14 protein-coding genes are annotated in these 13,720 nt (G+C 45.0%); 8 read left to right on the forward strand and 6 right to left on the reverse strand.

Going from position 1 to position 13,720, the window contains the following annotated elements; all coding sequences use genetic code 11:
- Positions 1 to 149: 149 nt before the first annotated feature.
- Complete coding sequence (locus ACTXGK_RS15345) at positions 150 to 854, reverse strand: pseudouridine synthase (protein ID WP_371531763.1); 705 nt, start codon at positions 852 to 854, stop codon at positions 150 to 152.
- A gap of 197 nt (positions 855 to 1,051) precedes the next feature.
- Between ACTXGK_RS15345 and ACTXGK_RS15350 the strand changes: the two genes are divergently transcribed.
- The 5 genes from ACTXGK_RS15350 (at position 1,052) to ACTXGK_RS15370 (ending at position 4,820) form a co-directional block, all read left to right on the forward strand.
- A complete protein-coding gene (locus ACTXGK_RS15350) occupies positions 1,052 to 1,654 on the forward strand; it encodes a YigZ family protein (RefSeq protein ID WP_443514778.1) in 603 nt (200 codons plus the stop codon).
- Between the two features lie 339 nt (positions 1,655 to 1,993).
- Positions 1,994 to 3,043, forward strand: a complete 1,050-nt coding sequence (locus tag ACTXGK_RS15355) for a YheT family hydrolase (RefSeq protein WP_443514779.1) — start codon at positions 1,994 to 1,996, stop codon at positions 3,041 to 3,043.
- A gap of 74 nt (positions 3,044 to 3,117) precedes the next feature.
- Positions 3,118 to 3,660, forward strand: coding sequence for an acyl-CoA thioesterase (locus ACTXGK_RS15360; protein ID WP_443514780.1), 543 nt, complete (start codon positions 3,118 to 3,120; stop codon positions 3,658 to 3,660).
- A 182-nt stretch (positions 3,661 to 3,842) separates the two neighbouring features.
- The gene (locus tag ACTXGK_RS15365) at positions 3,843 to 4,220 is read left to right on the forward strand and encodes a DsrE family protein (RefSeq protein WP_443514781.1); all 378 of its coding nucleotides are present in this window, start codon (positions 3,843 to 3,845) and stop codon (positions 4,218 to 4,220) included.
- Positions 4,221 to 4,451: 231 nt separating this feature from the next.
- A complete protein-coding gene (locus tag ACTXGK_RS15370) occupies positions 4,452 to 4,820 on the forward strand; it encodes a VOC family protein (RefSeq protein ID WP_443514782.1) in 369 nt (122 codons plus the stop codon).
- A gap of 108 nt (positions 4,821 to 4,928) precedes the next feature.
- Here the strand turns inward: ACTXGK_RS15370 and ACTXGK_RS15375 are convergent, their stop codons facing one another.
- Complete coding sequence (locus tag ACTXGK_RS15375; protein ID WP_443514783.1) at positions 4,929 to 5,837, reverse strand: abortive infection family protein; 909 nt, start codon at positions 5,835 to 5,837, stop codon at positions 4,929 to 4,931.
- A gap of 216 nt (positions 5,838 to 6,053) precedes the next feature.
- On the opposite strand from ACTXGK_RS15375, the gene ACTXGK_RS15380 reads away from it, so the two are divergent.
- Positions 6,054 to 7,100 (forward strand): NAD(P)H-dependent flavin oxidoreductase, encoded by a 1,047-nt coding sequence (locus tag ACTXGK_RS15380; RefSeq protein ID WP_443514784.1) that lies wholly within the window; start codon positions 6,054 to 6,056, stop codon positions 7,098 to 7,100.
- 1 nt (position 7,101) lies between these two features.
- Here the strand turns inward: ACTXGK_RS15380 and ACTXGK_RS15385 are convergent, their stop codons facing one another.
- Positions 7,102 to 8,055, reverse strand: a complete 954-nt coding sequence (locus ACTXGK_RS15385) for an alpha/beta fold hydrolase (RefSeq protein ID WP_443514785.1) — start codon at positions 8,053 to 8,055, stop codon at positions 7,102 to 7,104.
- Positions 8,056 to 8,494: 439 nt separating this feature from the next.
- Between ACTXGK_RS15385 and ACTXGK_RS15390 the strand changes: the two genes are divergently transcribed.
- On the forward strand, positions 8,495 to 10,063 hold the full coding sequence (locus tag ACTXGK_RS15390; protein WP_443514786.1) for an MATE family efflux transporter: 1,569 nt from the start codon (positions 8,495 to 8,497) through the stop codon (positions 10,061 to 10,063).
- Positions 10,064 to 10,199: 136 nt separating this feature from the next.
- On the opposite strand, the gene ACTXGK_RS15395 is transcribed toward ACTXGK_RS15390, so the two are convergent.
- A complete protein-coding gene (locus ACTXGK_RS15395; RefSeq protein ID WP_443514787.1) occupies positions 10,200 to 10,916 on the reverse strand; it encodes an aspartate/glutamate racemase family protein in 717 nt (238 codons plus the stop codon).
- Positions 10,917 to 11,180: 264 nt separating this feature from the next.
- On the opposite strand from ACTXGK_RS15395, the gene ACTXGK_RS15400 reads away from it, so the two are divergent.
- Positions 11,181 to 11,435 carry a DUF2798 domain-containing protein gene (locus ACTXGK_RS15400; RefSeq protein ID WP_443514873.1) on the forward strand — a complete coding sequence of 85 codons (255 nt, stop codon included), beginning with the start codon at positions 11,181 to 11,183 and terminating at the stop codon, positions 11,433 to 11,435.
- Positions 11,436 to 11,587: 152 nt separating this feature from the next.
- Here ACTXGK_RS15400 and oppF read toward each other — a convergent pair whose 3' ends face one another.
- Together oppF and ACTXGK_RS15410 are read right to left on the reverse strand one after the other, a co-directional pair.
- Positions 11,588 to 12,619 carry a murein tripeptide/oligopeptide ABC transporter ATP binding protein OppF gene (oppF, locus tag ACTXGK_RS15405; RefSeq protein WP_443514788.1) on the reverse strand — a complete coding sequence of 344 codons (1,032 nt, stop codon included), beginning with the start codon at positions 12,617 to 12,619 and terminating at the stop codon, positions 11,588 to 11,590.
- 3 nt (positions 12,620 to 12,622) lie between these two features.
- Positions 12,623 to 13,717: an oligopeptide ABC transporter ATP-binding protein OppD gene (locus ACTXGK_RS15410; protein ID WP_443514789.1), complete on the reverse strand. Its 1,095-nt coding sequence runs from the start codon at positions 13,715 to 13,717 to the stop codon at positions 12,623 to 12,625.
- Positions 13,718 to 13,720 lie beyond the last annotated feature (3 nt).

Consider the following 13,720-nt stretch of genomic DNA (forward strand, 5'->3'; position numbering starts at 1 on the left):
AGATAGGCAACACAAGCAGACCGCAAAAATATTGCAGGAGAATCACAAATATAAATAGCTGACAGCAAAAAGCAGCACACTGGGTAGTGGCTGCTAATGTTTTTTAGAAGAGAGCAATTTAAAAATAGTATTTATGCAAATACTAGAAATTAAAATTTAGCGACTTCTTCTGGTGTTAAGAAGCGACTGTCGCCTTTTTCTAGGCCGTCTAAATTGATATGACCGATACTGGCGCGGTGCAGCTCCGTGACTCGATTACCAAAATAACCCATCATGCGTTTGACTTGATGGTATTTACCCTGCTCTAGCGTCAGGCGGGCATGGGTTTCATCAATGAACTCAAGAATAGCAGGCTTGGTTGGCTCATAATCGCCTTCTAATAAAATCCCTTCAGCGACTTTTTTCACGGCTTTTTCTTGGGCATCGCTATCCATCGGCGATGCTAAGGTCAGCTCATAAACCTTGGCGTGCTCATGCTTAGGACTGGTGACACGGTGTAGCCAGCCGCCATCATCACTCATGAGCAAGGCGCCAGTGGTATCGACATCGAGACGTCCAGCGATACGCAAACTACCCAATTCTGGTACGGCGATCAGCTCGGTGACGATTGGGTATTCTTTGACCTTTAATGTACATTCAAAGCCTTCAGGCTTGTACAGTAAGATATAACGATTGCCCGCAGCGACTGACAGTGGCTCGCCTGCCCACATCACATCATCGTTGACGACATCGACATGTAGGCCAGGGTCTTTGACCACTTGATCGTTTACAGTGATTTCGCCCGCGTGCATGATCTTTTTGGACTCTTTACGTGACAGCTCAGTGGCTTTACTAATGAATTTATCTAAACGCATACTATTTACTACCATCGGTTTTATGATACCAGCCCTAAATCAGAAACTAACGACGCCAGCACTCAGCCGTGAGCAGCTCGTTATCTTCGATGGTTAGAAATGGTACTATAATGAAAAATGAAATGAACACTGTACCCAATACGGACGACAGTGAAAGTTAGCTAAGTTTACCATATCCAACCTAAGCCTGATGAAATATGAGCTATCAAACGCTAAAACGTGCCGTCACCGCGCGCCTAGAAATTAAGAAATCTGAGTTTATTGCTTACGCGTATCCGGTGAGCTCGCGTGAGCAAGCCATGTTTCACGTGGAACAACTACGTGAGCAATATCCTGATGCGCGGCACTTTTGCTGGGGCTACATCATTGGTGACCCTGACAATACTACCAGTGCAGGTTTTGACGACGATGGTGAGCCAAGCGGTACCGCAGGCAGGCCGATATTAAATGTCTTGCAACACAAGTCCATCGGCAATGTCATCATTATTGTGGTGCGTTACTTCGGCGGTATCAAGCTAGGGGCTGGCGGTCTCACCCGCGCTTATGCAGGCTCTGCCCAAGCAGCGGTCGATGAGATGACATTAAATCCCTATGTACACATGGCACAGATTCAGATACTGGCAGAGTTTGCGACCGAAGCACAGTGCCGCTATATGATAGAAAGTCTTGGCGGTCACATCGATGATGTCGCCTATAGCAAACAAGTCACCTTGACTGCGACATTGGCACAGGCAGATATCGAGAGTCTAAAAGAGCGACTTGCGATGGATGGACGCGTATTGAATCAGCCAGAAGTCTAGAAGAAACTGATTAACCTTTCTCATTAGCCGTTTAGATATAGTAGAACCTCAATAAAATTGATACAGCATAGGAAATGCGCTCGATTAAACGCTACTTTTCTTGCTTGCTGTGACTGCGTCTCCAGAGGCTGCGAAAAATAGCGTTTAATCTTGCTATACCATTTTTATAATGGTTTCACTATAGTTGTATTCAGTCGCTATTTATCAGCTTGTGAGCCATTTATCGGTAGTCATGCTCTCACTAAAAATTATTGGTTTTCATGGTTACTGACGTTATGATAAAAAACCCTTACCACGCTACTTTTTTGTTTTTCCACGATTATTAAATAAGACCAAAATATGTCAACCTCAACCAAACCTTTTGCTCCAGCGCCTTTTAAACCGCCCTTTTGGCTAACCAATCCACACTTGCAAAGCATCTTACCCAAGTTTTTTGCGCCAAAAGCACCAACCTATCGCCGCGAAGTCGAAAAAGACTCTTTAGATGAAAGCGATATTGCCTACGATTTTTATGATGCGCACCCTGTAGACACATCAAAAAACGGCGCGCTTGAGCAAACGCCATTGATTGTCTTATTCCATGGTATGGAAGGCAGCAGCGACAGTCATTATGCGCGCGCATTGGCTTACCAGATGCACGCGCAAGGTTGGCACTTCGTGGTGGCACATTTCCGCAGTTGCGGCGGTATTCCTGCTAATGGCAGAGTTTTTTATAATGCGGGCGATACCGATGAAGTGCATCACGCGCTACAAAATCTAAAGCAACAATACGCCAATATCTATGCAGTCGGTGTCTCTTTGGGTGGCAATGCCCTAGCAAAATATATGGGCGAATATGGTGACGAAGCACTCTGCCAAGGCGCTACCGTTATCTCCGCTCCCGTCGATATGTCCTCAGCGGCGCTTAGTATGCATAGCTTTTTAAGCCATCGAATTTATACGCCTTATTTGCTCAACCCAATTATCAAAAAAGCCTTAGCCAACGACATTACTCAAGAGGAGATTGACTCGATCAAAGCCGTCAATCGCATCAGTGACTTTGATGATATTTTTACCGCGCCGCGTCATGGCTACCGCTCTAACAATCACTACTATCAAGCCTCATCAGCCCTTCCCTATTTGATAAACGTGACCAAGCCCTTATTACTCATCAGTGCAAAAGACGATCCGTTTATTGGCTTTACCGCGACACCCAACGATGTCTCTGATAGCGTCACTATCTTAGATACTGAGCACGGTGGACATATCGGCTATTTGCGTTATCGCTCAGATAAGGGTCAAGCAAAAAATAATACTAATGGCAATTCTTCAAAATTTGATATCAACTGGATACCCGAAACGGTGAGTGCCTACTTCAATTGGATTGGGGTCGAGTCACGTAAAAAATAGGCCTAAGTAGCCCTGACAATACATCCTACTTTAACGACTTTTAATGCTGTCCTTTAAACCTTCGAGACGATTTTATGTACCCATTTATCCGTTATGCCAGTACCATCGCTCACGCCGCCTTAAAAGCAAAAAAGGGCGATACCTTAACCCTAAAAGAAACCAGCGAGGTTCAGTTTCGCTGTCGCCTGACGGATATCGATAACTTCTTGGAGATGAATAACGGTCGCGTATTCACGCTGTATGATTTGGGGCGTATGGACTTTGCAGTGCGTAGCGGACTTGGCACGCAGCTGCTAAAACAGCGTTGGGGTCTGGTCATCGCTGGCAGTACTATCCAATATCGCAAGCGTATTCGTGCCTTTGAAAAGGTCACACTAAAGACCAAAATGGTCGGTATCGATGCGCGCTGGCTCTATATCGAGCAATCCATGTGGGTCAAAGGCAAACCTTGCTCCTCTGCGCTACTGCGTACAGGCGTGACCAAAGGCGGTCGGGTGATCGACACCGCCCAAGTACTGGCCGCATTGGGACAGTCTGATTGGGATCTACCGCCGACTGGCTATGTCGCCGAATGGATAGAGAGCGATCGTGATCGTCCGTGGCCACCAACGGAGTGATAGCAAGAGAGCTTAGCTTAAAATATATTTTGCTAAGCGTGCGTTTAAAACAAATCACAGCCACGTAACCTTATAGCTACTATTTCATAACAACTCATTATATAAATAAATATAATAAATGTTAGGATAGTAGTGAGTATGACATTCAACTCAACTAAATATAGTCTGATAAGGAGAATAATATGGCTAACACGACGGATTTTGTCGGTACGTTATTTGATAATAGTGAATCAAATCCAAGCAAAATCACCCTAGCCTTTACCATGGCTGGCGTGGCACTCAAAAAAGGCCACTCTGCCACGGTGATATTAATGGTGGATGCGGTACATTTGGCAAAACCAAATGCGCTAGACGATGTCAATATTGGCGCGCCATTTGAGCCTGCTGGTGAATTGCTAGAAGCCTTTATCGAGAAAGGCGGACAAGTATTGGTCTGCGGTGCTTGCATGAAGCACAATGGTTTGGAAGAAGCAGACATCGACAAACGCTTTGAGGTGATTAGCGGTGATGATGTGGTTGAGCTGCTCATGAATGCGCAGGGGTCGTTGCAGTTGAATTAATCATAAAAGTTAAAAAGCAAAGTTATAGGAATGGGTCAATTTTCTCAGTCATCTTTTTGGTGGCTTGGATGATTGGCTCTTTTTTTGTGTACAATAAATCAGTGCTTGAATTATTTATACCATGGTCAGTTCGAAGACAGTTATGCGACCACTGTCATCCTCATTTTGTCTTTATTTGGTTGTCACTGATTTGAACTCTATACCGCTCCTCCTAAATGAGTAAGGATACTTATGAAATTTCGATATGCGCGACACACCAATAATTTGGATACCATTATTGATTTTTATCAAAACATTATTGGACTAGAAAAGCTGGGCGGCTTCAAAGACCATAATGGTTACGACGGTGTTTTTTTAGGATTTCCCGATCAGGATTGGCATATGGAGTTTACCTATTCCAATGATAAAGCTGACCATCATCCTGACAGGGACGATTTGATCGTATTTTACTTAGATAGCGAAGAGGAAATCCAAACCATTATAGATAGAGCGCAACAAGCAGATATACTACCGATCACCTCACAAAATCCTTATTGGAATGAAAACGGCATCGAGTTAACTGATCCAGACGGATTCGGCGTCATACTAACGGTAAATTAGTTGAAGTAGAGAACTAGAGTCAGTCTGTTTAGGGCATGTCATTGGAGTTTGCCGACTAGCGGTGATGATGTGGTTGAGCTGCTGAGTTATAAAAATGAGTCAGTTTTCTTAGCTATCTTTTCTCATTTCATGCGTTTCTAGTAGATATATAGCTAAGGTAGATGATGCTCCAACTGCTAACTTAGCGTGCCTAGGTTGTAACCCTTTGAATTCACTATCTTTGCCATGACCACTGCCATATTCATTTCTAACCTCTGCAATTCCTTGGACAACAGCAGATAAGCTACCTAATATTTGTCTTATTGACCTCGCTGCTTTCGCCTCGTTAGATATATCATCAGGTGTAATTTTAAGTAACTTAGTAGTTTCTCTCATCAACTTAGATAAGTCCCAGTTTTTATTATATTCTTCTTGTCTACTTTTAAAGATTGATTTGCAAGCAGTTTCAATCAATTCTTTCGCTACTCCTATCGCTTGATAAGGTGAAGTCTCAATTGATGATTCCATTAAGTTAATCTGCTGAGAAACGTAATCAGCATTAAAAATAATCTTAATCTCATTACCTTTTTTTTCTATAGAGGCTTTACCAGTAAATTTTTTCCTTCCACTAAAAGTTGGTCTATTAGAAATATGAACTGCTTCGACAATTTCAAAATCGTCATAACTTAGAATTTTATTGAAGATATCAAGAATCGTTTTTACTTCTTCTCTATCTGTTCTTACTACTGGATGTATCATATGACACAAAAAATCTAGGAAAATATTATCGTGGCAATCTAACAGATTGAACCTACTATCATAAAAAATCCAGTCGTCATCCCAATCGTGGTTATTAAATCTATGCTGCCAAATATCACCTTTAGCATTTAGATATCTGCTGTCAGTTGAAGAAAGGCTTTCTAAATCATAAAGTCGGGATAAAAATGTAGTTTCATCTAACCTTCCAGCCCAATCGATATTTCCTATCTGAATAGAGTCAAATATATCGCGTCTAGTAATTGAAGATATTTTATTCATTAGTTATTTCCAACTTTCTTTGGCTAGATGTTTAGTCATCTCAAGTATATGCATTAATAAGCTTTAACTACAGTTTTATAGTCAAATATTTTAACTACAATTCCGTAGCCAAAACCCACCCCTTATTCAGTAACTAAATAAACACTATCCAACACGCGCACCGCCTACCTCTGCTACAGTGAGTCATACAAATATCCTAATAAAAAGGAGTCAATCATGAGCTTACTCAATACGCTTAACCTCACCTACCCGATTATCCAAGCGCCAATGGCAGGCGGAGCTACCACCCCTGAACTGATTGCGAGTGTTAGTAACTTTGGTGGACTTGGTTCATTGGGCGCTGGCATGACCGCGCCAGACGTTTTGAATAGCCAAATCAATACGATTAAGACCCTGACCGACCGTTCTTTTATGGTCAATCTGATGGTGTTATCTGAGCACGAGTCGAGCACCTTTGATACCGCCCTGCCTGCTTGGCTAAGTGAGTATTACCAAGAGCAGAATATAGAATTTACACTACCCACGCGTCCAGCACAGAGCTTTGCTGAGCAGTTGCAAGTGCTCTATGACAATCCTGTACCTGTTGCCAGTTTTACTTTTGGTATTATCAGCGCTGAGCAAGTCCAGCGTTTGCAACGTGTCGGCACGCGTGTCATCGGTACGGCAAACCATCCATTGGAAGCCAAAGTATGGAGCGAGATTGGGGCAGATGCGGTGTGTGTACAAGGGGCGGAAGCGGGCGGTCATCGCGGTGGTTGGTTGCCGCAAAGCGAAACTGATCCATTGGGATTATTGACTCTGATTAGTCAAACGCGCGCTTGCACAGATATTCCTTTGATTGCCGCAGGTGGCATTATGACGGCACAGGATATCAAGGCAGTACAAGCGGCAGGTGCTGAGCTTGCGCAAATGGGGACGGCGTTTTTGACCACAGATCAATGCGGTATTAATAATACGTATAAACAAGCGCTCATTGAGGCCAGTCAAGGAGCGCGCAGTAGCGAGACACGCTTAACCAGATTATTCTCAGGTAAGCTTGCGCGTGGTTTATTAAACGATTATTTGCGTGATTTTGCTCAATTTGAGAGCGCAGATGCGCTACCGCCCTACCCACAACTCAATGCCATGACCAAGTTTATGAGAGCGGATGCGACCAAGCATTTGGACGCCGAGCATCTGTCGTTATGGGCAGGACAAGGCGTCACGCTGGTCAGAGACGAAAGTACAGATACCTTACTGACGCGATTAATAAAAGACTTGTGAATTACTGACCCTTAAGCGTTGCACGAAATTCTTTATAATCACTGGCCGTCGCTTTTACTGCCTCAATCATCGGCACATGACCGACCTCAGACATCATAATCAGCTGCGCCTGCGGCATCAGCTCGGTCATGATGGCGGCGGTCTCAGGCTTGATGATTTTATCCTCATTGCCCCAGACGACGAGCGTGGGTATATCGCGCTGCGCGATGATTTTGGCACGTGCTTCCACATTGTCTGCGGTAATCTGCTTGAGGATATTGGCGTGCAACTCTCGGTTGGCGATATTGGTCTGAGCAAAGACCGCTTGCACGGTTTTGGGAATATAAGGCGGCTTGTACATCACGAGATTATACAAAGCAAAATAATCCTCTGTATTTTTGACCAATAGCGGGCTGTTGTCAAAACTATCATCATCAAACCTATCTTTTGGAAACCCTGCTGACCAAAAACCGCCACTGTCGAGTAGCCACAAGCTGCCCACGCTATCAGGATACATGGCGGCATAAGCAACACTAATGGCACCGCCCATTGAGTTACCGCCGACATGAATATGAGACGCGACCCCTTTTGCTTGTAGCAGCTCATGTAAACGCTGCGCCTGAGCATCGGCACGGTAGTCAACTTGCATCGGTTTACTGGATTCACCAAAACCCAGTAAGTCTGGAATGATCAGATGATAATTACTCAGCTCTCTAGCGATACGGGTAAAGTTGTCTTTGTTTGCTCCAAATCCATGGATGAGTAATAACGGCTCGCCGTTGATATTACCGCCTTCTAGATAGGTCATGGTGTCGCCAGAGGCCAGCGTCAATACCTTTTTTTCAAGCTTGGCTTTATTGCGCTCGAACTGTATCAGCTTTTGGGTGGCATTCACCGCAAGCGTATTGGGCGCGGTGGTGCAGGCTATGACGGAAAGACTAAATAGGGCGACAAGGCTTAAACGTTTTAGTGTCATCGAAACATCCTTGTTAGAAATATAGTCAACCCACTCTTAACTCGGATCAACTATAGTATAAAAAGTATCTACGCTATGATTCTAACGATAAATGCGGCTTTATATTTATAAATCTCTTACTTCGTAGTCAAATCAGCGTCATCCTTTTGAGGATTTTTATAATAATCAGGATTTTATAATCAGTAGAAACTGAGCTGGCCTCCTAACTGTATATAAGACACGACATCAAAAGGACAGTAACAACGTTAGTAACACATTTCGTACTAGGGCTTATGTCAGCACGTGGTTTACTTACCGTTCTAATAAAAATGGCACGGGCATTGTCATTTATAATAAGCGTTTTTATGCGATCAGTTTCAAGTTCGTTACCTACCCTCTGTCCTAAGACGCATTTTTATCATAAATCAAAGCCCACTTGAATGGCGCAAAAGGAAAGACATTGAGCGACACCAGTATTGCCACTGACAAACGGCGTGACCTCACTGAAGGGTCGATTGCCAAAACGATGCTCCTATTTGCCTTGCCAACCCTTGGATCATCAGCTCTACAGTCGTTGAATGGCTCCATCAACGCCGTCTGGGTGGGGCGATTTTTAGGGGAAGAAGCGCTCGCCGCGACAGCGAACGGCAACATTTTGATGTTTATACTCATCTCCTTCGTCTTTGGTTTTGGTATGGCGTCCACTATTTTGATTGGTCAGGCCATGGGCCGCCGTGATGAGGCGATGGTCAAAAGAACCATGGGCACGGCGCTCGGCAGTATTATTCCGATCAGTATAGTGGTGTCGGCAGGAGGATGGATATTTGCGCCAATGCTACTGGATTTTCTTGGCACGCCAGCCAGTGCGGTAGATCTGGCTCTGACCTATCTACGGATGATTTTCGTTGCGATGCCCGTCACGCTCACGTTTACGCTGATCATGATGGCACTGCGCGGAACAGGTGATTCTACGACGCCGCTTTGGTTTATCATTATATCGGTGATTATCGATTTGATTTTGACGCCGACACTGATTTTAGGTCTAGGGCCTTTTCCCGAATGGGGTATATTTGGCTCAGCCTTCGCCACCGCTGCCGCAAACACGCTAGCGCTTATTGGTATGGTTATCACGATGTATATGCGCGGCTCTGTGCTGACACTCAGCATGCCAGAGTTACGCTTTTTGCGCGCAGACCGAGCCATTTTAAAATCGATGTTCTCAAAAGGCTTGCCGATGGGCCTGCAGATGATTGTCATCTCTTCGGCGGCATTGACGATGCTGTCATTGATCAACCGTGAAGGGGTACAGACCACAGCCGCCTATAGTGCCACCCAACAGCTTTGGACATACGTGCAGATGCCTGCAATGGCGCTAAGTGCCGCAGCCAGTGCGATGGTCGCACAGAATATCGGGGCCAATCAATGGGGTAGAGTCTCAGATATCACCCGATGGGGACTCATCTTTAACGTGATATTGACAGGCGCAATTATCGCGGTGCTGACCATTTTTGATGGTACCATTTTGGGCTTTTTCCTTGGTAGTGATAGCGAAGCGTTGCCAATCGGGGAACACATTCAGCTCATGGCGACATGGGGTTTTATCTTTTTTGGGATAGCGCAAGTGCTCTTCGGCACCATGCGGGCGAACGGTTATGTGATTTGGCCATTGGTCGTTATGGCGATTTCAATGTATCCCGTGCGCCTTGGATTTGCGTTTGGGCTTTACCCCCTGCTCGGTGAGGACGCGCTTTGGCTGTCATTTCCAGCAGGCATGGTAGCCACGGCTCTGATGGGAGCCGGACTATATCTGTATGGCGGATGGCGCAAGGGTAAAAAACTGGTTGCCGAAGAGGCTGCACAAGGGAGTGAAGGATATCGTGTGCATGGTGGCACCTCTGCGTCATGTCGTGATATTACCCCGACGACTGTATGGAAACTGCTCCCTTTACGCCGTATCACAAGGCTACATCGACGACTTCGTAGAAGACTCTATAGGCACCGTATGATTAAGAACAGTAAAGGATCATAGCGTGGTTTATATACGCTTAGCTTGACGGCTTTTAATTATTACGGCTTTTGTTCATTGGTATTTGGCATAACGTTGACCTAATAAAAAGCACCGTATGTAAAAATCTTTGCTGGGCTAAGCGTTGATTATTAACACATTACAACGCTACATCAGCCAATAAAAAATCTACCGCGGCGGCGGCATGAATCGCTGTGGTATCAAATACAGGTATTGGGCTGTCCGCTTGAGTGATCAACAGGCCAATCTCAGTACAGCCTAATATCACCCCCTGTGCCCCTTGCTCAGCAAGCTTGCTTATGACATCGATATAATATTGGCGTGAGCTGTCTTTGAACTCACCGACGCATAGCTCTTTTTTGATAATACGGTGTACTTCAGCACGCTCGCCCTCGGCAGGTATCAATACTTCTAGCCCTGCATCAATCAGGCGCTGCTTATAAAACTCCTGAGTCATCGTAAACTGCGTGCCTAATAACGCTATTTTGCTGAGATTTTGTGCTTTGATAGCATCGATAGTGGCGTCTGCAATATGAATCAACGGCAGGTCTGTGGCTGATTGTACATCGTCGAATAATTTGTGCATGGTATTAGAAGCAATCATGAGTCCTTGTGCGCCGGCAGCTTGCAAGCGCGTGCCACTACTCGCCATCATCGCGCCCAGCTCATCCCATTCACCCGTTTCTTGTAGCGTATTGATAGGGCCAAAATCGACACTATGTATGAGCAAATCTGCTGAATGTAATCCACCCAATTTAGCTTTGATGCTTTCGTTAATGATGCGATAGTAACTTTCGGTACTTTCCCAACTCATACCACCTATGATGCCGAGTGTTCGCTGTGCTTGGTCTGCCATTTTATTGTCCTATTTATCGTTTAGTCTTGGTTATCATAGATTATCGTCGCAAAATAGACTATAAAAAATGAACTATTTTTCATTATTATTTTTAAGATACCACCTGCGAAACGAACGCTTTCAAACGGAAAATGCGAGACATAATCGTTATGATCAGGCAGCTATCAAGATATAACAAACCTAGCCATTGATAATAACGATTTTACCCGTCCGTCATCACGGAGTATCATGATCACTGCTATCACTTGTAGGACAACCAAACATATGGCCAATTTTCCCACCATCAGAATCCGCACTCGCCGCAAATATTACCGCCTTATCTTCACGGGTCTTATGGCATTGATGATGTCGCTGATTATCTCATCGGCGTTGCTACTCGTCAAAGTGGGTTATGTCGACGGCTTCTTTACGGAGCTGATGCATTCGTGGGGACTGGCATTTATTTTTGCGTGGCCGAGCGCTTATGTGTGTGCCTACATGGTGCAAGAGCACATCCTTAGCCGCATTGAGTTTTATTGAAAAAGAGCCAAAAATACTGGCTTTACTGACTTTAAAACAGCGTGTTATAAAGCTTTCCTACCAAAAAAAATACCAAAGATGATGTTATTCACATTTGGTATTTTTTTATAAAGTAACTTAACACAGTTATCTATTATTAAAGGACTGCTAACTTACGATACCACGTCGACTTTGTTTTTTAGGCAAGCCACTCGGTGATTGATATTCCCTTCTAGCACAGGCTTGATCTGGGCACACTCATCATCCGCTAGTGGACAGCGCGTCCGAAACGCGCAGCCTGAGGGCGGATTAATGGGACTTGGCAAATCGCCTTCTAATAGCTGAATGGTTTTATTGCGCTCAGCAATGGGATCGGGTAACGGTACAGCCGACATCAATGCTTGAGTATAAGGATGGGTCGGATTGCCGTACACGGCTTTATTCACCCCAAGTTCGACGGCGTTGCCCAAGTACATGACCAGCACCCGATCTGCAATATGCTTGATCACCGATAAATCATGGGCAATAAAAATAAGCGCGAGTCCCATCTCTTCTTGGATGTCTTGCAACAAATTGATGACCTGCGCTTGAATAGAGACATCGAGAGCCGAGACGGGCTCATCACAGATGATAATTTTTGGCTTTAAGATTAAAGCGCGGGCAATGCCGATGCGCTGACACTGTCCACCTGAGAACTCATGTGGATATCGGTTGATCTGATTGGGCAGTAGTCCAACCTTTTTCATAATCTCGCGTACTTCGCTTTGTACGTCGCTCTTTTTCATTTTTGGATAATATGTACGTAGCGGTTCGGCAATGATATCGCCCACGGTCATGCGCGGATTTAGGGAGGCAAGCGGATCTTGAAAAATCATTTGAATGTCTTTACGCTTCATTCTCATGGTTTTTTTGGACGCGCCTACGAGCTCTTCCTCATTAAACAGAATGCTACCAGAGTTGGCTTCGATTAAGCCCACGATAGTACGAGCAAGGGTCGATTTGCCGCAGCCCGACTCACCCACTACGCCCAAGGTCTCGCCAGCAAATATCTCAAATGAGACGCCATTAACGGCTTTTAATGTCGCAGGCTTTTGCCAAAAGTAAGTGCCTTTTTGTTTGATATTAAACGTAGTATGAACATCACGCACTTTGAGTAACGGTGTTTTAGGCTGGGTCGCGCTGCTATTAGAAGTCTGTGTTATCATCGTCTACCCCTCTATCTCTAATTGATGATTGGCATTAATATCTGCCGAGGTATCCGTTTCTGTTTCAGGATGCCAATGACAAGCGCGCTGACGATCGTGCGGCAAAAACTCAAGCGGCGGCGGTGTATCACGGCAGATATCCATCGCATGAGGGCAGCGCTCATAAAAAGGACAGCCTGCAGGCAAGTCCAATAGGTTTGGCGGACTACCGGGAATCGTCTCAAGCTTGCCGATTTCATTATCCAAACGCGGAATGGCTTTTAGTAATCCGATGGTATACGGATGGGTTGGGGTATAAAAAATCTCCTCCGTCTCGCCATAGGCCATCGTGCGACCAGCGTACATCACAAGGACGCGATCACAAATACCCGCCACGACGCCCAAATCATGGGTAATCATGATGATTGTCGTACCGAAGTCGCGTTTTAGCTCGTTCAATAGCACCATGATTTGTGCTTGCACCGTGACATCAAGCGCAGTGGTCGGTTCATCAGCAATCAACAATTTAGGGCGACAGAGTAATGCCATCGCAATCATGACTCGCTGACGCATACCGCCTGAAAACTCATGCGGATACATGCCAATGCGTTTTTTGGCCTCAGGGATTTTGACCGCATCTAACATGCGTATCGACTCTGCCCAAGCGTCCTTTTTATTCATCCCTTTATGCAAGATCAATACTTCGGCGAGCTGATCGCCGATCCTCATATAAGGATTGAGTGACGTCATAGGATCTTGAAAAATCATCGCTACCTGTTCGGCGCGGATTTTATTTAGTGCTCTTTGGGATAAGCTTAATAGCTCATTACCTTGAAAGCGCACCGAGCCTTTGGCATGACCATTTTTTGCTAGCAGTCCCATAATGGCAAAAGCAGTCTGCGACTTGCCGGAGCCTGATTCACCAACGATGCCTAAGGTTTCACCCTCATGCAGATCAAAATTCAACCCATTCACCGCTGTCACCAAACCATCCTCAGTCTTAAACTGCACGGACAAATCTTTTACTGCTAGCAAGGTATTGGGAGGTGTAATGAGACTGTTATTAGAACCATCATTAAGATTGTTATTAATGGTGTTACTGAAATCTTTAGTTACCACGAT

Source organism: Psychrobacter sp. T6-5 (assembly GCF_052258485.2).
Classification (GTDB): domain Bacteria; phylum Pseudomonadota; class Gammaproteobacteria; order Pseudomonadales; family Moraxellaceae; genus Psychrobacter.

What these genes read in the sequence shown, in the direction of transcription:
- ACTXGK_RS15345 (WP_371531763.1), bottom strand. Translation starts at nt 854, where the DNA reads ATGCGTTTAGATAAATTCATTAGTAAAGCCACTGAGCTGTCACGTAAA.
- ACTXGK_RS15350 (WP_443514778.1), top strand. Translation starts at nt 1,052, where the DNA reads ATGAGCTATCAAACGCTAAAACGTGCCGTCACCGCGCGCCTAGAAATT.
- ACTXGK_RS15355 (WP_443514779.1), top strand. Translation starts at nt 1,994, where the DNA reads ATGTCAACCTCAACCAAACCTTTTGCTCCAGCGCCTTTTAAACCGCCC.
- ACTXGK_RS15360 (WP_443514780.1), top strand. Translation starts at nt 3,118, where the DNA reads ATGTACCCATTTATCCGTTATGCCAGTACCATCGCTCACGCCGCCTTA.
- ACTXGK_RS15365 (WP_443514781.1), top strand. Translation starts at nt 3,843, where the DNA reads ATGGCTAACACGACGGATTTTGTCGGTACGTTATTTGATAATAGTGAA.
- ACTXGK_RS15370 (WP_443514782.1), top strand. Translation starts at nt 4,452, where the DNA reads ATGAAATTTCGATATGCGCGACACACCAATAATTTGGATACCATTATT.
- ACTXGK_RS15375 (WP_443514783.1), bottom strand. Translation starts at nt 5,837, where the DNA reads ATGAATAAAATATCTTCAATTACTAGACGCGATATATTTGACTCTATT.
- ACTXGK_RS15380 (WP_443514784.1), top strand. Translation starts at nt 6,054, where the DNA reads ATGAGCTTACTCAATACGCTTAACCTCACCTACCCGATTATCCAAGCG.
- ACTXGK_RS15385 (WP_443514785.1), bottom strand. Translation starts at nt 8,055, where the DNA reads ATGACACTAAAACGTTTAAGCCTTGTCGCCCTATTTAGTCTTTCCGTC.
- ACTXGK_RS15395 (WP_443514787.1), bottom strand. Translation starts at nt 10,916, where the DNA reads ATGGCAGACCAAGCACAGCGAACACTCGGCATCATAGGTGGTATGAGT.
- ACTXGK_RS15400 (WP_443514873.1), top strand. Translation starts at nt 11,181, where the DNA reads ATGGCCAATTTTCCCACCATCAGAATCCGCACTCGCCGCAAATATTAC.
- oppF (WP_443514788.1), bottom strand. Translation starts at nt 12,619, where the DNA reads ATGATAACACAGACTTCTAATAGCAGCGCGACCCAGCCTAAAACACCG.